This window comes from Streptomyces sp. XD-27 (assembly GCF_030553055.1).
GTDB lineage: Bacteria > Actinomycetota > Actinomycetes > Streptomycetales > Streptomycetaceae > Streptomyces.
Window position 1 is genome coordinate 3,289,846 of the sequence record NZ_CP130713.1, and the last position, 16,766, is coordinate 3,306,611.

Here is a 16,766-nt window from a genome sequence, read left to right on the forward strand (position 1 = left end):
ACGCCACGGCGGGCTGACCGCCGCGGGACGGCGCGGCGCGGGGCGCCCGGGGCGCGGCCTCGCCAGCGCCCCGGCAAGCGCCCCCATCAGCACGCCAGGCGGCACCCCCCGCGCATACGTGTCCTTCGGCGGCAGCGGACCCGCCCCCTCTCCTCCGTGGCGCTCTTCCGTCGTGCCCGTCCAGCGCGTCGCGCCCGTCCATCGCGTCGCGCCTCGTCCGCCTCCGACTCTCCCCGGCCGCCGCCGGAGTTCCACGGCAATGTTGTCCGACACTCCGCTAATCACCCTTTTCGGCGAGAAAGGTGCGTATCTCCACACCAGGGACGCAACGGGCGATACCGTCGCGGACATGTCCCTTGTCACCGTCGGCTGGGGCCGCACCGCGCCCACCGCCGCCGCCCGGGTCCTGCGCCCCCGCTCGTACGAAGAGGCCGCCGAGGCGGTGCGGGGCTGCGGTGCGCGCGGGGGCATCGCGCGCGGGCTGGGGCGGGCCTACGGCGACGCCGCGCAGAACGCGGGCGGGGCCGTCCTGGACATGACCGGCCTCGACCGGATCCGGACCGTCGACGCCGAGCACGGCGAGGTGGTCTGCGACGCCGGAGTGAGCCTGCACCACCTGATGGAGGTGCTGCTCCCGCTCGGCTGGTTCGTGCCCGTCACCCCCGGCACCCGCTACGTGACCGTCGGCGGCGCGATCGGCGCGGACATCCACGGCAAGAACCACCACGTCTCCGGCGCCTTCTGCCGCCACGTACGGTCCCTGGAACTGCTCACCGCCGACGGTTCCGTGCGCACCCTCACCCCCGACATGGCCCTGTTCCGGGCCACCGCGGGCGGCATGGGGCTGACCGGCGTCATCCTCTCCGCCACCCTCCGGCTGCTGCCCGTCGAGACCTCCTGGATGTCGGTGGACACCGAGCGTGCCCGCGACCTCGATGACCTGATGGACCGGCTCGCCGCCACCGACCACCACTACCGCTACTCCGTCGCCTGGATCGACCTGCTCGCACGCGGCGCGGCCACCGGCCGGGCCGTCCTCACCCGCGGTGAGCACGCCCCGCTCGACGCGCTGCCCGCCCGCGTCCGCCGGGCCGCGCGGCCGCTGGCGTTCCGCCCCGGCCGACTGCCTCCTCCGCCGCGCGGGCTCCCCGGCCGACTGCTGTCCCGTACCACCGTGGGGGTCTTCAACGAGCTCTGGTACCGCCGGGCGCCCGACCTGCGCACCGGCGAGCTCCAGACCATCCCCGCCTTCTTCCACCCCCTCGACGGCGTGCCGCACTGGAACCGGATCTACGGCCGCGACGGCTTCGTGCAGTACCAGTTCGTCGTCGGCCACGGCCGGGAGGAGACCCTGCGCCGCGTCGTCCAGCGCATCGCGCGCCGCCGCTGGCCGTCCTTCCTGGCCGTGCTGAAGCGGTTCGGCGAGGCCGACCGGGGCTGGCTGTCCTTCCCGTCGGCCGGCTGGACCCTCGCGCTGGACATCCCCGCCCGGCTGCCCGGTCTCGGCCGCTTCCTCGACGCCCTGGACGAGGACGTCGCCGAGGCGGGCGGCCGGATCTACCTGGCCAAGGACGCCCGCGTACGGCCCGAACTGCTCGACGCGATGTATCCGCGGCTGGCCGACTTCCGCAGCCTGCGGCGCGCGGTCGACCCGCACGGGGTCTTCACCTCCGACATGGCCCGCCGCCTGGCCCTGTGAGTCCGCCCCTCCATACGTCCCCGCGAGTCCGCCTCCCTACGCCCCTGTGAGCCCGCCGCCCCTGTGAGCCCTACGCCCCTGTGAATCCGCCTCCGTACACCCCCTATGAGCCGCCTCGTACGCCTCCATGAGTCCGCGTTCCCCCCACATGCCCTGGAGCCCCCATGAAAGACGCCTTCGGCGCCCCGCAGTCCCTGCTCGTTCTCGGCGGCACCTCCGAGATCGCCCTGGCCACCGCCGCCCGCCTGATCACGCGGCGCACCCGCACCGTCTGGCTGGCCGGCCGCCCCTCCCCCGCGCTGGACGCCGCCGCGGCGCGGCTGCGCACCCGGCCCGGCACCGACATCCGGACCGTCCCCTTCGACGCCCTCGATCCCGAGGCGCACGAGCCGACCCTCGGCAAGGTCTTCGCCGAGGGCGACATCGACATGGTGCTGCTGGCCTTCGGAGTGCTGGGCGACCAGGAGCGGGACGAGGACGAGCCGCTCGCCGCCGTCCGGGTCGCCCAGACCAACTACACCGGCGCCGTGTCCGCCGCCCTGGTCTGCGCCCAGGCGATGCGCCGCCAGGGCCACGGCTCGCTGGTGGTGCTGTCCTCCGTGGCCGCCGAACGCGCCCGCCGCTCGAACTTCATCTACGGCTCCAGCAAGGCGGGGCTGGACGCCTTCGCGCACGGCCTGGGCGACGCGCTGCGCGGCAGCGGGGTGCACGTGATGGTGGTACGCCCCGGTTTCGTACGGACGAAGATGACCGCCGGGCTGGCGGAGGCGCCGCTGGCGACCACCCCCGAGGCCGTCGCCGGTGCGATCGAGACGGGCTTGCGGCGGCGCAGCGAGACGGTGTGGGTGCCGGGTCCGCTGCGGCTGGTGATGTCGGCACTGCGGCACATCCCGCGCCCGGTCTTCCGCCGCCTGCCGCTGTGACCGGCCGCTCCCCGGACGGGGTCGGCTCTACAGCGGGCTCTTACAGCGTCGGGCTCTACAGCGTCGGCGCGGGCGGGCGGGAGAGGTGTCCCTGCCGGGGCACGCCCGGCGCCGCGCTCCCCCCGAACGGGAACTCCCGCTCCAGCCGCCAGACCCCGTCCGGTCCCTGCTCGTACAGCGCGAAGCCGCTGATCGTCCAGGACGCCTCGAAGTCCGCCAGTTCCCGCTGCGCCCGGTCCATCGACGCCTCGTCGATGCCGTGCGCCACGGTCACGTGCGGGTGGTACGGGAACTGCAGCTCGCGCTCGCAGGGCCCGGCGCCCGCCCGGACCCGCGCCTGGAGCTCCGTGCACTGGTCGGCGCCCTCCGCGATCGCGACGAAGACGACCGGGGACAGCGGGCGGAAGGTGCCGGTGCCCGACAGCCGCATCGGGAAGGCGCGGCTCGCCGCCGCGACCCCCGCCAGATGCGCCTCGACGGCGGGCAGCGCGGAGACGTCGACCTCGGTGGGCGGCAGCAGGGTGACGTGGGTGGGGATGCCGTGTGCGGCCGGGTCCCCGAAGGCCGCGCGCCGCTTCTGGAGGAAGCTGCCGTACGGCTCCGGGACCGCGATCGAAACGCCGAGGGTTACGGTCCCCACTGCGGTCTCCCTCCTGGCTCTCGCGAGCCCCGGCTGCTGCACCCCGTGTCAGTGTGGCGGCTGCACCGCCCTCGCGGCTACCTACGTCGGTCCCCCGGTGCACGGGCCCATGGTCCCTACACCGGCGCTTGCTCATTCCGTGCTGGGTGATCCCCTACTCAATGGTCCCGTGCCCGGTGCACCCTCGCTTGGTGATCCCGTGCCCGGCGATCAGTGCGCGGGGGGCAGGAATCCCATCCTGTCGTAGGCCAGGGCCAGTGTCCCGCCGGCGACGGCACGGGCCTTCTCGGCGCCCTTGGCCAGGATCTTGTCCAGCGTCTCCGGGTCGTCCAGGTATTCCTGCGTGCGCGACCGGAAGGGCGTTACCCACTCGACCATGACCTCGGCGAGGTCGGTCTTGAGCGCACCGTACCCCTTGCCCTCGTACTTCGCCTCCAGCTCGGCGATGGAGCTGCCGGTGAGGGTGGCGTAGATGGTCAGCAGGTTGCTGATGCCGGGCTTGTTCTCCTCGTCGAACCGGATCTCGGTCCCGGTGTCCGTGACCGCGCTCTTGATCTTCTTCGCGGAGACCTTGGGCTCGTCCAGGAGATTGATGATGCCCTTCGGCGTGGAGGCCGACTTGCTCATCTTGATCGCCGGGTCCTGGAGGTCGTAGATCTTCCCGGTCTCCTTGACGATGTACGGGTTCGGGATGGCGAACGTCTCGCCGAAGCGGCCGTTGAACCGCTCGGCCAGGTCGCGGGTCAGCTCGATGTGCTGGCGCTGGTCCTCGCCGACGGGCACGTGGTCGGCCTGGTACAGCAGGATGTCCGCGACCTGGAGGATCGGGTAGGTGAACAGGCCGACGGTGGTGCGGTCGGCGCCCTGCCGGGCCGACTTGTCCTTGAACTGCGTCATCCGGGATGCCTCGCCGAAGCCGGTGAGGCAGTTCATCAGCCAGCCGAGCTGGGCGTGCTCGGGGACGTGGCTCTGGACGAACAGCGTGCAGCGGTCCGGGTCCAGGCCGGCGGCCAGCAGCTGGGCCGCCGCGACCCTGGTGTTGGCGCGCAGGTCCTTGGGGTCCTGCGGCACGGTGATCGCGTGCAGGTCCACGACCATGTAGAACGCGTCGTGGGTCTCCTGGAGCGCGACGTACTGCCGGATGGCACCGAGGTAATTCCCGAGGTGGAAAGAGCCTGCGGTGGGCTGGATACCGGAGAGCGCACGGGGACGGTCGAGGGCCATGGCACCCATTGTCTCAGGTGCCCGGCAGTCCTCTCACCGCCCCCGTACGTCGGTCGACCAACGCGGTCAGTCGGTCGGCAGGCCCGGCGCAGGGAAGGCCGCCATCAGCTCGGCGACCTCGGCGCGGATCTTGCCGAGGGTCTCCTCGTCGCCGGTCCTGGCCGCGTTCACGCCCCGGTCGATCCACTCCGCCACCGTCGCCATGTGCTCCGTACCCAGGCCGCGCGAGGTCAGCGACGGGGTTCCGATGCGGACACCGGACGGGTCGAACGGCTTGCGGGGGTCGAACGGGACCGTGTTGTAGTTCACGACGATCCCGGCCCGGTCCAGGGCCTTGGCCGCCACCTTGCCCGGCACGTTCTTGGGCGTGAGGTCCATGAGGATCAGGTGGTTGTCGGTGCCGCCCGTCACGAGGTCGAAGCCGCGCGCGAGCAGTTCCGCCGCCAGCGCCCTGGCGTTGGCGACGACGGCGTGCGCGTACGTGCGGAAGGCGGGCTGCGCGGCCTCGTGCAGGGCCACCGCGATGGCCGCTGTGGTCTGGTTGTGCGGGCCGCCCTGGAGACCGGGGAAGACGGCCTTGTCGACGGCCTTGCCCAGGTTCTCCGGCTCACGGGCGAGCAGCATCGCGCCGCGCGGACCGCGCAGCGTCTTGTGAGTGGTCGTGGAGATCACGTCGGCGTGCGGCACCGGGGAGGGGTGCGCGCCGCCCGCCACCAGCCCGGCGATGTGCGCGATGTCCGCGACGAGGACGGCGCCCACCTCGCGGGCGATCTCCCCGAAGGCGGCGAAGTCGATGGTGCGGGGCACCGCCGTGCCACCGCAGAAGATCAGCTTCGGGCGCTCCTTGCGGGCCAGGTCGCGCACCTCGTCGAAGTCGACGACGCCGGTGTCCTGCCGCACGCCGTACTGCACGCCCCGGAACCACTTGCCGGTGGCGGAGACGCCCCAGCCGTGCGTGAGGTGGCCGCCCATCGGCAGCGACATGCCCATCACGGTGTCGCCGGGCTGGGCGAACGCCAGGTAGCAGGCGAGGTTGGCGGGCGAGCCGGAGTACGGCTGGACGTTCGCGTGCCCGGTGCCGAACAGCGCCTTGGCGCGCTCCCGGGCCAGGTTCTCCACCTGGTCGATGACCTGCTGGCCTTCGTAGTAGCGGCGGCCGGGGTAGCCCTCGCTGTACTTGTTCTGCAGCACCGTGCCGCCCGCTTCCAGCACGGCGCTGGAGACGTAGTTCTCGCTGGCGATCAGGCGCAGGGTCGCCGCCTGGAGCTGTTCCTCAGCGCCGACGAGGGCGGCGAGCTCGGGGTCCGCGGCGGACAGGGCGGGGTGGGAGAGGGGCAGGCTCATGCGGTTCCTCCGGGGCGATCGGCTGGTTTCCGGTCGTGTTCCCGGGGTGCCCAGGCGGGCGGCACCTCGTGGTGGTTCGGCCGTCGGCGGCCTCGATGCGCGCCGCTCCCTCGTGGTTCGTTCCACGTTCGCCAGTCACGGCGCGCGCTGCTCATTTTACGGCGCTACCGGCGTAGCCCCGATCCGATACCCGCACACCTGGACGTACTCCGAAAGGACCCTTCGTAAATCGGCCAGGCGGCGATAGAAATGAGGCGCAGCCACCCGCAAGACCGAACGGAGTACACGTTGACGTCTACGGAACGCGCCATCGCCGCCGCCGAGGCCCACAGCGCGCACAACTACCATCCGCTGCCGGTCGTCGTCGCGTCCGCCGAGGGTGCCTGGGTGACCGACGTCGAAGGCCGCCGCTATCTGGACATGCTCGCCGGGTACTCCGCGCTCAACTTCGGGCACCGCAACCGCCGGCTGCTGGATGCCGCGAAGGCCCAGCTGGAGCGGGTCACCCTCACCTCCCGCGCGTTCCACCACGACCGGTTCGCCGACTTCTGCGCCGAGCTGGCGGAGCTGTGCGGCATGGAGATGGTGCTGCCGATGAACACCGGCGCGGAGGCCGTCGAGACGGCGGTGAAAACGGCCCGGAAGTGGGGCTACCGCGTCAAGGGGGTGCCGGACGGCCGCGCCAAGATCGTCGTGGCGGAGAACAACTTCCACGGCCGTACGACGACGATCATCAGTTTCTCCACCGACCCGGAGGCCCGCGCGGACTACGGCCCGTACACCCCGGGCTTCGAGATCGTGCCGTACGGGGACCTGGCGGCGATGGAGGCCGCCGTCGACGAGCACACGGTGGCGGTGCTGCTGGAGCCGATCCAGGGCGAGGCGGGCGTGCTGGTGCCGCCGCCCGGCTATCTGGCGGGCGTGCGCGCGCTGACCCGCGAGCGGAACGTGCTGTTCATCGCGGACGAGATCCAGTCGGGGTTGGGCCGCACCGGCGCCACGTTCGCCTGCGAGCACGAGGGCGTCGTCCCCGACGTGTACGTCCTGGGCAAGGCGCTCGGCGGCGGCGTGGTGCCGGTCTCCGCGGTGGTGTCGTCGCACGAGGTGCTGGGCGTGTTCCGGCCGGGCGAGCACGGTTCGACCTTCGGCGGCAATCCGCTGGCCTGCGCCGTCGCCCTGGAGGTGGTCGCGATGCTGCGGACCGGGGAGTACCAGCAGCGGGCGGCGGAACTGGGCGAGCACCTCCACCGCGAGCTGGGCGTCCTGGTGGGCACCGGAGCGGTCGACGCGGTGCGCGGGCGGGGCCTGTGGGCGGGCGTCGACATCAACCCGGCGCACGGCACGGGCCGCGCGATCTCCGAGAAGCTGATGGAGCGCGGCGTGCTGGTGAAGGACACGCACGGCAGCACGATCCGGATCGCTCCCCCGCTGGTGATCAGCAAGGAGGACCTGGACTGGGGTCTGGACCAGCTGCGGTCGGTGCTGGGCGCGGGCTGAGCCGAGAGTAGAGGGCAGCCCCCGCGCGCGCTGCGCGCCGTGCGGGGGCCGTCCGGTGGCCGTATTGGCCGGTCAGCCCGGCTGCATCTGGGCCTTGACGTGGTTGATGACCTTGGTGAACTCCGCGGTCGGCGAGATGTCCAGGAGTTCGCAGTCCTCGAGTGCCACGGGGATGTGGCCAGGTGCGAAGTAGAAAGCCTGTCCGGCCTCGTAGATCTCCTCGCGGTCCTTGCGCACCATCTTCAGCCGCCCCGAGAACAGGTATCCCCAGTGGGGGCACGTGCACATGTCGCCGGGCAGGCCCTTCACGCCCGGTGTCATGTCCGTGCCCTTGGGGAACTTGATGAACGCGGCGCACATGTCCCCGCCGATGTCCTGCAGCCGCACCTCGACGTCGCCGCTCTCGAACACGACAGGCGCGTCTTTCCGTGTCGTCGCCGTCATGACGTCCTCCATGACCGGACCAGTCTGGTCCCTTATGCCCAGTCTTGCCCCGGCCGGGAGGCGGGTCAAAGGATCACGTGCGGCAGGAAGCGGGCGTACCCGTCGGTCACGAGCCCGGCGGACTCCCGGATGCCGAGCCCGGCCGCCTCGCCCTCGACGACCCACGCGCCCAGCACGACGTGGTTGCTGTCGAAGACAGGGAGCGGATCGAGCGCCTGGTAGCAGCAGGGCTCGTCGCGCGGCTCCTCGGGCGCCCCGGCCGGGTGCACGGTCACCCCGGCCCCCTCCCGTCCGAGGAGCGGCTTGGCGACGTATCCCGTCGTACGGGCCAGCTCGCGGGGCCCGTCGAGGTAGGCGGGCAGCAGGTTGGGGTGGCCGGGGAACAGCTCCCACAGGACGGCCAGCAGCGCCTTGTTGGACAGCAGCATCTTCCAGGCGGGCTCGATCCACAGGGTGGAGCCGGTGCCGCCGCCGTTGTCGAGGGTGTCCAGGACGTGCGGCCCGAACGCGTCGGTGACCAGCCACTCCCACGGGTAGAGCTTGAAGCAGGCCCGGATGAACCCGTAGCCCTCGTCCACGAAGCGGCCCGATATCCGGTCCCAGCCGATGTTCTCCACCGAGATGGCGCGGGCGTCGAGTCCGGCCTGCTCGGCGGTCTCCCGCAGGTACGCCACCGTCATCAGGTCCTCGCCGAGCTCGTCACCGGCGGAGTGCGCGAAGTGCACCGGCGCGCCGGGCGGCAGCAGCGCGGCCTGCCGCTTCCAGGCGTCCACGAGCCGTTCGTGGAGCGAGTTCCACTGGTCGGCGCCGGGGAACCGCTCCTCCATCCAGAACCACTGGGGACTGGCGGCCTCCACCAGCGAGGTGGGGGTGTCGGCGTTGTACTCCAGCAGCTTCGCGGGCCCCGTGCCGTCGTACCGCAGGTCGAACCTGCCGTAGAGGGAGGGGAGTTCGTCCCGCCGCCGCCAGGACTCGGCGACGCGGTCGGCGACCCGCGGATCGGTGATGCCGAGATCGCCGAACCGCTCGTGCTCCACGATGTGCGCGGCGGCGGCCAGGCACATGCGGTGCAGCTCCTCCACGACCTCCTCCAGCGCCTCGACCTCCGGCAGCGAGAACGCGTAGTAGGCGCTCTCGTCCCAGTAGGGCCGCAGGGAGTCGTCGGGGTAGCGGGTGAGGGGGTAGATGAGCCCCTGCGCCTCGACGGTGGCCTGCCAGCCGGGCCGGGGCTCGATGGTGTGCCGGTCCATGGCTTCCTACGCCCCTCAGCCGCCGCCGGACCCGGAGCACCCGAAGCCGCCACGGCTCACCGCGCTCTTGTTGAAGGTGCCGTTGTCGGCGTATCCGGCGCTGCGGTCGGAGTCGTAGTACCACTTGCCGGAGCGGCCCGTGCCGTACGAGGACGACCTGGAGCTCTTGCACTCGCTGGAGTCGAGGATCCGGTAGCCCTTGACGTAGTCGTAACTGTTCGGATCCACACAGCGCTTGTCGGGCTCGGACGACCCGCAGGAGGTCAGCGCCGCCGCCAGCGCGCCCATGCCTCCCAGGATCACGGTGCTGGACCGCAGCCGTCGCCGCGCGGGCGTGTTCCCCATGGTGCTCCCCCGTATGTCGTCGTCCCCGCCACCGAGCGGTGCGCCACGCACGACCTCGGCGCGGCGGGCGGACCGACAGGCTAGCCGGACAGGTGTGCGCCCGGGCGGCGGGGGCGGCGCGGCGGCGGGGCCGGGGCCGAGTGACCAACGACCCGAAGGCTGAGTGACCAACACCCCGAAGACCGAGTCACCGACGGAGGCCGGTCTCCGGGGCGAAGGGCAGCCCGGTCACCAGCGCGCGGCGGCCGACGACGAGTGCCTCGCCGAGGAATCCGACGCCGATGGACAACTGCGTGGACCGGGCCTCCTCATGCATGCCCAGGGAGGTGGCCAGCAGCCCGAACCCGGCCGAGGCCGCCAGGGAGACGACCATGACGAGGAAGGTCCGGCCGGTGTAGCGGTGCCACAGCACTCCTCCCTTGTCGAAGACCTGGATGGTCGCGCCGCGCACCGCGCCCAACCCGAGCCCCAGGGCGGCACCGGCGACCACCCACGCGATGTCGGCGCCGGTCAGCCCCCCGGTCTCCCACAGCGACCAGGCCCCGAGGCCGGTCAGCACGACCGGCGGCGCGAACAGATCGCGGGCGTTGAGCGGTTCGCCCCCCAGCCGTCTGACCACCACGACGACCACCACGACGGCGATGACCGCCACGACCAGCCATGTGTGCATTCCCCGGCCCCCTGTTTATAGCTCGCTCGTGCCAAAAAGAATTTAGCTTGATCGTGCTATAAAGGCAACGTGCCGAAGATCGTCGACCCCGAGGCCCGCCGCCGGGCCGTGGCCGAGGCCGTCTTCCGGGTCAGCGCCCGGGACGGCCTGGAGCACGCGTCCCTGCGCAACGTCGCCGACGAGGCGGGGCTGGCCATCGGGTCGGTCCGCCACTACTTCCGCGACCACGCCGAGCTGATGCTCTTCGCGATGGACGAGCTGGCCCGCCGCGTCGGGACACGCATCCATGCCCACGCCGAGCGCCTGCTGTCCCCCGACTCCGGCATCGACCGCCGCGCCGCCACGGAGGAACTCCTCGGGGAGTTCCTCCCCTTGGACGCGGCACGCCACGAAGAGGCCGTCCTGCTCCTGGCCTTCACGACCGCGGCCCGCACCCGCCCCGAACTGCGCCCCCGCGCACACGAACTGGACGAGAACGCGCGCGCGGTGATCACCCGCGTCCTCCAGGAAGCGCGACGCCTGGGCAGCCTCCCGGAGGGCACCGACATCCCGCTGGAGAGCCTGCGCCTGACGGCCCTCCTCGACGGCCTCACCCTCCAGGCGGTGCTGCGGCCGGACCACATGACCCCGGCTGTGGTGCGGCGGGTGCTGCGCGGCCACCTGGACGCGCTCGCGACGGCTACCGGAGGGCCCTAGGGATCTAAGGGCTCTAAGGCTCTAACGGAGGACGGCGACGGCCCGGTCGAAGGCGGAGTCGCGGTGGCCGGCGAACTCCTCCTCCGTGAAGACGGGTTCGGATATGTGCGGCGGTATGCCGGTCGCGTCGAAGGTCCGGCCGGAGCGGGTGCGGAACACCTCGTTGGGCAGGCCGAACTCCCAGCCGTTCGGCAGGGCGCGGACCATCACGTCCGAGAAGACGCCCTGGGTCGGCTCCCCGATCCGTATGGTCCGGCCGGGGCGGTCCATGAGGGCCTGGGTGAACGTCTCGCCCGCGCTGACCGTCGAGCCGCCGGTCAGAACGGCTATCGGGCCGGTGTAACGGGGGCCCGGCGCGGGGTGGACGGATATGGGCTGGAGCCGGGTGAAGCGGGTCGGGTCGGCGGGGTCGTTGCGGGCCTGCTTGGCGTAGGCCCGGTAGCCACGGTCGGTGAGCCGCTCCGCGATCCGCAGTCCGAGGGCGTCGGATCCGCCGCCGTTGATCCGCAGGTCGATGATCAGGCCCCGCAGCCGGGCGGTGCGCGCGGGGGTGAGGACGGCGTCCAGGGCCCGATCCAGCTCGGCGCGGTTGGCGGCGTAGCTGTTGTGCCGGTCGTGTGTGTAGCCCCCGAAGCCGGAGATACGCAGATAGCCCTGGTCGCCGGGCAGATCGACGTAGCCGATGCGGCCGCGCGCGAACTCCCGGAGCCGGTGGCCTCCGAGGTCCCGCTTCGTGATGTACGACGTGGTCCGCTTGTCCAGGTCCTCGCTCGGGACGACGGTGCCGGGGCGGGCCCGCGCGAAGTAGCCCTTGGGGTGGGCGACGTGGACATGCGCGTCGTTCAGCGGCTTGACCATGTCGCTCAGGACGGCGAACAGCTCGACGTCGGACATCCCGGCGCGGACCTTGGGCCGGTAGCGGTCCCGGACCGCGTGCCAGTCGATCCCCTTGGCGGCGAAGAACGGGTAGTTCTCCTCGAACGTCTGCCAGAAGACGTCGAAGGTCCGCACCGGGTCGGGTGCCGCCGGGGCCGTGCCGCCGCCCCCGGGCCGCCGCGCCTCCGTACAGGTGCGGGGCAGCTCGTCCAGGCGGCGCAGCCCCCGGTCGCCGGGTGAACCGTCGATGTGCAGCCACGCCTGATCCCCGCCCCGGCCCCGGTGCCCGCCGCCACCGGTCCGCAGCCGGTAGACCGTCTTGTCGGCGGCCGTGTACGTGGCCGATCCGCCGCCGTCGCCGGTCTCGGTGCGCCGCGCGGAGCCACCCTCGAGGCAGCTGACGCCGGTGGTCTGGTACTCCCGCAACCGCCCGTTCGAAAGCTCCAGCACGGTGCCGTAGCCGTCCATCCGCCACACGCCGTCCAGGTGCGCGCCGGTGCCACGCGCGGAGTCCTCGGGCAGCGTCATCACCCCGCCCACGACAGCCAGCAGCGCGGCCGCGGTGACAGCCTTGGTGGTCTTGGTGGCCTTAGCGGCCTTGGCGGCGGAACGCCTCGACAGCACGATCAGGTCCCCCTGTGGATCGATTCACATCCTCGGAGCACCATGGTCGTCTTCGCCGCCCGGCCCGGACCATCCCGCTGACTACCGTTTCAGCAGGGGGGATATCCCCCGTACCCCCCTGTCAGCGGCGCCCGCTCCGGCAGCGCCTCACGGCTTGCGCGTTGTTCCAGTAGGCCTGCTCCGGGCGGGTGGACTCGCGCCATACCCGTACAACCGGACATACTTCGCAAGAGTCTCATCTGATAGTGAGACAACTGGCGTGACCGCATGGGATGCGGCCGAACTCCCGCCTGCCTGTCTCTTTCTCTCTCTCCAGGAGATCAGCATGAAGACCGACGCACGCCGGATCCGTCATGTCGCGATGGCCGTGGGCGCGCTGGCACTCACCTCGGTGACGGTCACCGGAGCCGTCTCGCCCGGGGCCGCCGCGGGCGCCTCCACCGCCGGAAGCCCGAGCCCGGTCCGCCAGCAGACGCAGCGGATCGCGACCAGCACCCTCGGGAAGGATCTTCAGGTCACCCTCACCGCCGTGCGCTCCACGAGGGACCAGCTCGCGGCGACGGTCGACCTCGCCACATTCGTCCAGGTCAAGGGGGAGTGGCGGCTCCAGGACAGGACCAGGGTCGGTCAGAAGGACAGCTGGTTCTGGTTCCCGCTGACCGGCTCGCGGGCGGTGTGCGAGTTCTCCACGGCCAGCGCCGCACCGCAGCGCATCAGGGTGAGCCTGCTGGTCACCCCCTCCATCGGGTGCTCACCGGTGCACCGGTTCCATGTGGAGAACGGGAAGATCGTCACCGGCTGACGCGCTCGCGTTCACGCCAGTACGCGGCACAGCGCGTCCAGCGCGCCCGCGAAGGCGTGGTCGGGCGGGGTGCCGTACGCGAAGACCAGCGCGTCCGGCGCCTCGCCCGATGGCCCGCCCTGACCAGCGTGCCCGGCACCCGATGGCTGACCAGCATGCTCGGCACCCGGTGGCCCGCCCTGACCAGCCTGCCTGCCCTGCCCGGTACCCGGCCGCCCGCCCTGACCAGCCCGCCCGCCCTGCCCGATGGCCGGCGGCCCGCCCCGCCATTCCGACCCGTCGCCCAGCGGCCCGTCCGCGTACCGGAACCGTGCCAGCCCCTCCAGCGCCAGGCCCTGCCACGCCGCGCCCCGCACCACCGACCGCTCCGTCCCGGGCGGCAGCCGCAGCACCGCGTGCAGCCCCGCCGCGATCCCGGTGACCTCGATGTGCGGCGCGTGTTCGGCGAGCGCCGCCACCAGTTGGTCGCGGCGGCGCCGGTAGCGCAGCCGCATCCCGCGCACATGGCGGTCGTACGCACCGGAGGCCATGAACTCCGCGAGCGTGAGCTGGTCCAGGCTCCCGGACTGCCACTCCCCCGTGCTCTTGACCGCCCGCACCTCCTCCATGAGCTGCTCCGGCAGCACCATCCAGGCCAGCCGCAGCGCGGGCGCCAGGCTCTTGCTGGCCGTACCCAGATAGACCACCCGCTCCGGGTCGAGTCCCTGGAGCGCCCCGACCGGCTGCCGGTCGTAGCGGAACTCGCCGTCGTAGTCGTCCTCCAGGACCAGCCCGCCCTCGCGCGACGCCCAGTCGACGACGGCCGCGCGCCGGTCCGGATGCAGGGAGACGCCGGTGGGGAACTGGTGCGCCGGAGTGAGCAGGACGGCGCGTACGTCGGGCAGCGACGGCAAGAACTCGGTACGGGCGCCGTGTTCGTCCACCGGAAGCGGTACGGTGCGCAGCCCGGCGCGGGCGAGTACGGCGCGGTGGAAGTCGAGCCCGTACGACTCGATGCCCACCGCGGGGCAGCCGCGCCGCTCCTTGAGGACGCGGCCGAGCAGGGAGAGCCCCTGCATGAACCCGGCGCAGATCACGATGCGCTCGGGGTGGGCCCGCACACCTCGGGCCCGCGCCAGGTACTCGGCCAGCACACGGCGCAGCTCGGGGCGGCCCTGGGCGTCCCCGTAGCCGAAGGCCGCGTGCGGGGCGGCCGTCAGGGCCCGGCGGGCCGCGGCGAGCCAGGCGGCGCGGGGGAACGCGGAGACGTCCGGGGACCCGGCCGTGAGGTCGTAGGTGGGGCGGGGGGCCAGCCCGGCGGGTCGGGGTTCACGCGGCGCGGGCTCCGAGGGCACGACGCGCCGGGCGACGCGGGTGCCGGAGCCCTGGCGGGCGGTGAGCCAGCCCTCGGCGACCAGCTCGCCGTACGCGTCGGCGACGGTGTTGCGGGCGATGCCGAGGTCGGCGGCGAGGGAGCGGGAGGAGGGCAGCCGGGTGCCGGGAGCGAGCCGGCCGGTGCGTACGGCGTCGCGCAGGGCCCGGATGAGCGCGGCCCGTACGCCGGTCGCGCCGCGGCCCGACGCGCCGTCAGCCCGAGACCGGTACGCGGACAGGTCCAGATGCAGATCGGCGCCGAAAGTGGCCCAGGAATCCTCCATGGAAATGGACCATACTCCTGGGCTGATACCGCTCTAGCGTGGTGGTCATGACGACAACCGAGAACACCACCGAGAACACCCGGGTACCCCAGGAGCACAAGGCACGACTGAACATCGCCGGCCGTATTCCCGAGGTCTACAAGGCCATGGTCAGCCTCGACGCGGCGTCCAGCAAGGGCCTGGACCCCGTCCTCGTCGAACTGGTCAAGGTACGCGCCTCGCAGATCAACCACTGCGCCTTCTGCCTCGACATGCACACCAAGGACGCGCGGCACGCGGGCGAGACCGAGGCGCGGCTCTATCTCCTCAACGCCTGGGAGGAGGCGGCCGGTTACTACACCGAGAAGGAGCGCGCCGCACTCGCGCTCACCGAGGCGATCACCGTGCTGACCGACGGCTTCGTGCCGGACGAGGTGTACGAGCGCGCGGCCGCGCACTTCGAGGAGCAGGAGCTGGCCCAGCTCATCGCCATGATCATCACCATCAACGCCTGGAACCGGTTCGCCGTCACCACCCGCGCGGTGCCCGGCGCCTACCAGCCGGGCCAGCACGCGTGAGTGGCGCCGCGGCGCGTGGGGGCGCGGTGCGTGGGGGCGCGGTGAGCGAAGCCTCGGCGAGCGGCGCCCCGCTGCGTGCGGACGCGGCGAGCGGCGCCGCGGCCTTCCGCGCGCTGCACCACGGCCGCACGCCCGGCGACCCCCTGATCCTGCCCGGCCCCTGGGACGCGGCCAGTGCCCGCGTCTTCGCGGACGCGGGATTCGCGGCCCTGGCCACGCCGAGCGCGGGGGTCTCGGCGTCGCTCGGCTACCCGGACGGCGGCGCGACCCCGCCCGACGAGATGTTCGCCGTCATCGCCCGGATCGCGCGCGCGGTGGACATCCCGGTGTCGGCCGACATCGAGGACGGGTACGGGCTCGCGCCGAAGGAGATCGTCGAACGGCTGCTGGCGGCCGGGGCGGTCGGCTGCAACCTGGAGGACTCCGACGCCGCGTCCAAACACCTCAAGGACCCCCGTCGGCACGCCGACTGGCTGGCCGAGGTACGCGCGGCGGCCGGTGACAGCCTGGTGATCAACGCCCGCGTCGACACGTTCCTGAGCGGCGAGCCGACAGCGGGCGCGGCGATCGAACGCGGCCGCCTGTACGCGGCGGCGGGCGCGGACTGCGTGTACCCGATCGCGGCGCCCCCGGAGCTGCTGCCGGAGCTGGCGGCCGCGATCGGCGCGCCGATCAACGCGCTCGCGGGTGCGGAGGCGGGGCCGGATGCCCCAACGCCGTCGCGCCTGGGCGAGTTGGGGGCGTCGCGCGTGACGTTCGGGGGCGGGCTCCACGGAGCGTCGATGGCGGCGCTGACGACGGCGGCGGAGCGGCTGCGCCGGTCGTAGGCATGGCCGTACGCGGCTCCGCCGGCTACGGGCCTACGGGCCTACGGGCCTACGGGCCTACGGGCCTACGGGCAGGGTTCCAGCCGCGGTCGGCAGGCGCCCTGCCCGGCGGACGGCGGACCCCTCCGATATTGGGATGCGGCACCCGTCGAGGCGGGCCTAGGGTCGACGCCCGTGGAACCGCTCAGTGAGAAACAGATCCGCTCATCCTTCGTGAACTGCACCAAGGGCGAGGCCGCGCGGCTGCGTCTTCCGCAGGACTTCGCCGAACTCCCCTGGGATGACCTGGACTTCCTGGGGTGGGTGGACCCGGGAGCGCCGCTGCGGGCACATCTCGTGCTCCCCCGCGCGCAGGGCCCCCTGGGGATCTCTCTGCGCGTACCCCCCGCGAGCCGCAGCAGCGCGGTGAAGTCCCGTATGTGCGAGATCTGTCTGACGGGTCACGCTGCCTCAGGGGTCGCCTTGCTCGTCGCCCCCCTGGCGGGCGCCCGGGGCCGCGAGGGCAACACGGTCGGTATCTACATCTGCGCGGACCTCGCCTGCCCCCTGTATCTGCGCGGCAAGCGGCAGCCGAAGCTGCGTTCCGGGCTGTACGAGGAGACCCTGACCCTGGACGAGCGCCTCGCCCGCATGTCGGGCAACCTGGACTCCTTCGTGGCCAAGGTCACCGCACGGTAGGCGCCTGCGGCTGCGTCTGTGGTCTGCAGCCTG

17 protein-coding genes and 1 riboswitch are annotated in these 16,766 nt (G+C 72.5%); of the genes, 8 read left to right on the top strand and 9 right to left on the bottom strand.

From position 1 onward, the window contains the following. Positions 1–349: 349 nt before the first annotated feature. Both Q3Y56_RS13860 and Q3Y56_RS13865 read left to right on the top strand, forming a co-directional pair. Positions 350–1,699 (top strand): FAD-binding oxidoreductase, encoded by a 1,350-nt coding sequence (locus tag Q3Y56_RS13860; protein ID WP_304462230.1) that lies wholly within the window; start codon positions 350–352, stop codon positions 1,697–1,699. A 164-nt stretch (positions 1,700–1,863) separates the two neighbouring features. Further along, positions 1,864–2,622: a decaprenylphospho-beta-D-erythro-pentofuranosid-2-ulose 2-reductase gene (locus tag Q3Y56_RS13865; RefSeq protein ID WP_304462231.1), complete on the top strand. Its 759-nt coding sequence runs from the start codon at positions 1,864–1,866 to the stop codon at positions 2,620–2,622. A 55-nt stretch (positions 2,623–2,677) separates the two neighbouring features. On the opposite strand, the gene Q3Y56_RS13870 is transcribed toward Q3Y56_RS13865, so the two are convergent. The 3 genes from Q3Y56_RS13870 to glyA all read right to left on the bottom strand — a co-directional run bounded on the left by Q3Y56_RS13870 (position 2,678) and on the right by glyA (position 5,830). Next, the gene (locus Q3Y56_RS13870; RefSeq protein WP_304462232.1) at positions 2,678–3,262 is read right to left on the bottom strand and encodes a 2'-5' RNA ligase family protein; all 585 of its coding nucleotides are present in this window, start codon (positions 3,260–3,262) and stop codon (positions 2,678–2,680) included. Between the two features lie 210 nt (positions 3,263–3,472). Then, positions 3,473–4,486 carry a tryptophan--tRNA ligase gene (gene trpS / locus Q3Y56_RS13875; protein WP_304462233.1) on the bottom strand — a complete coding sequence of 338 codons (1,014 nt, stop codon included), beginning with the start codon at positions 4,484–4,486 and terminating at the stop codon, positions 3,473–3,475. A 66-nt stretch (positions 4,487–4,552) separates the two neighbouring features. After that, positions 4,553–5,830: a serine hydroxymethyltransferase gene (glyA, locus tag Q3Y56_RS13880; RefSeq protein ID WP_304462234.1), complete on the bottom strand. Its 1,278-nt coding sequence runs from the start codon at positions 5,828–5,830 to the stop codon at positions 4,553–4,555. Positions 5,831–5,871: 41 nt separating this feature from the next. Further along, positions 5,872–5,979: riboswitch (ZMP/ZTP riboswitch) on the bottom strand. 139 nt (positions 5,980–6,118) lie between these two features. Here glyA and rocD point away from each other — a divergent pair. Continuing rightward, positions 6,119–7,327, top strand: coding sequence for an ornithine--oxo-acid transaminase (gene rocD, locus Q3Y56_RS13885; protein ID WP_304462235.1), 1,209 nt, complete (start codon positions 6,119–6,121; stop codon positions 7,325–7,327). A gap of 72 nt (positions 7,328–7,399) precedes the next feature. Here the strand turns inward: rocD and Q3Y56_RS13890 are convergent, their stop codons facing one another. The 4 genes from Q3Y56_RS13890 to Q3Y56_RS13905 all read right to left on the bottom strand — a co-directional run bounded on the left by Q3Y56_RS13890 (position 7,400) and on the right by Q3Y56_RS13905 (position 10,036). Next, complete coding sequence (locus Q3Y56_RS13890; RefSeq protein ID WP_304462236.1) at positions 7,400–7,771, bottom strand: hypothetical protein; 372 nt, start codon at positions 7,769–7,771, stop codon at positions 7,400–7,402. Between the two features lie 65 nt (positions 7,772–7,836). Next, positions 7,837–9,021, bottom strand: a complete 1,185-nt coding sequence (locus tag Q3Y56_RS13895; protein WP_304462237.1) for a glutathionylspermidine synthase family protein — start codon at positions 9,019–9,021, stop codon at positions 7,837–7,839. 15 nt (positions 9,022–9,036) lie between these two features. Next, positions 9,037–9,366: a hypothetical protein gene (locus Q3Y56_RS13900; RefSeq protein WP_304462238.1), complete on the bottom strand. Its 330-nt coding sequence runs from the start codon at positions 9,364–9,366 to the stop codon at positions 9,037–9,039. A 187-nt stretch (positions 9,367–9,553) separates the two neighbouring features. Next, the gene (locus Q3Y56_RS13905) at positions 9,554–10,036 is read right to left on the bottom strand and encodes a DUF1453 domain-containing protein (RefSeq protein WP_304462239.1); all 483 of its coding nucleotides are present in this window, start codon (positions 10,034–10,036) and stop codon (positions 9,554–9,556) included. Between the two features lie 69 nt (positions 10,037–10,105). Between Q3Y56_RS13905 and Q3Y56_RS13910 the strand changes: the two genes are divergently transcribed. Further along, on the top strand, positions 10,106–10,732 hold the full coding sequence (locus Q3Y56_RS13910) for a TetR/AcrR family transcriptional regulator (RefSeq protein ID WP_304462240.1): 627 nt from the start codon (positions 10,106–10,108) through the stop codon (positions 10,730–10,732). 21 nt (positions 10,733–10,753) lie between these two features. On the opposite strand, the gene Q3Y56_RS13915 is transcribed toward Q3Y56_RS13910, so the two are convergent. Beyond that, the gene (locus Q3Y56_RS13915; RefSeq protein ID WP_304465604.1) at positions 10,754–12,136 is read right to left on the bottom strand and encodes a S41 family peptidase; all 1,383 of its coding nucleotides are present in this window, start codon (positions 12,134–12,136) and stop codon (positions 10,754–10,756) included. 421 nt (positions 12,137–12,557) lie between these two features. On the opposite strand from Q3Y56_RS13915, the gene Q3Y56_RS13920 reads away from it, so the two are divergent. Then, complete coding sequence (locus Q3Y56_RS13920) at positions 12,558–13,034, top strand: hypothetical protein (protein WP_304462241.1); 477 nt, start codon at positions 12,558–12,560, stop codon at positions 13,032–13,034. 11 nt (positions 13,035–13,045) lie between these two features. Here Q3Y56_RS13920 and Q3Y56_RS13925 read toward each other — a convergent pair whose 3' ends face one another. After that, positions 13,046–14,671, bottom strand: coding sequence for a PLP-dependent aminotransferase family protein (locus tag Q3Y56_RS13925; protein ID WP_304462242.1), 1,626 nt, complete (start codon positions 14,669–14,671; stop codon positions 13,046–13,048). Between the two features lie 47 nt (positions 14,672–14,718). On the opposite strand from Q3Y56_RS13925, the gene Q3Y56_RS13930 reads away from it, so the two are divergent. The 3 genes from Q3Y56_RS13930 (at position 14,719) to Q3Y56_RS13940 (ending at position 16,733) form a co-directional block, all read left to right on the top strand. Beyond that, a complete protein-coding gene (locus tag Q3Y56_RS13930) occupies positions 14,719–15,228 on the top strand; it encodes a carboxymuconolactone decarboxylase family protein (RefSeq protein ID WP_304462243.1) in 510 nt (169 codons plus the stop codon). Positions 15,229–15,299: 71 nt separating this feature from the next. Further along, a complete protein-coding gene (locus Q3Y56_RS13935) occupies positions 15,300–16,055 on the top strand; it encodes an isocitrate lyase/phosphoenolpyruvate mutase family protein (RefSeq protein WP_304465605.1) in 756 nt (251 codons plus the stop codon). A gap of 174 nt (positions 16,056–16,229) precedes the next feature. Then, on the top strand, positions 16,230–16,733 hold the full coding sequence (locus tag Q3Y56_RS13940) for an FBP domain-containing protein (RefSeq protein ID WP_304462244.1): 504 nt from the start codon (positions 16,230–16,232) through the stop codon (positions 16,731–16,733). The last annotated feature ends 33 nt before the right edge of the window (positions 16,734–16,766 follow it).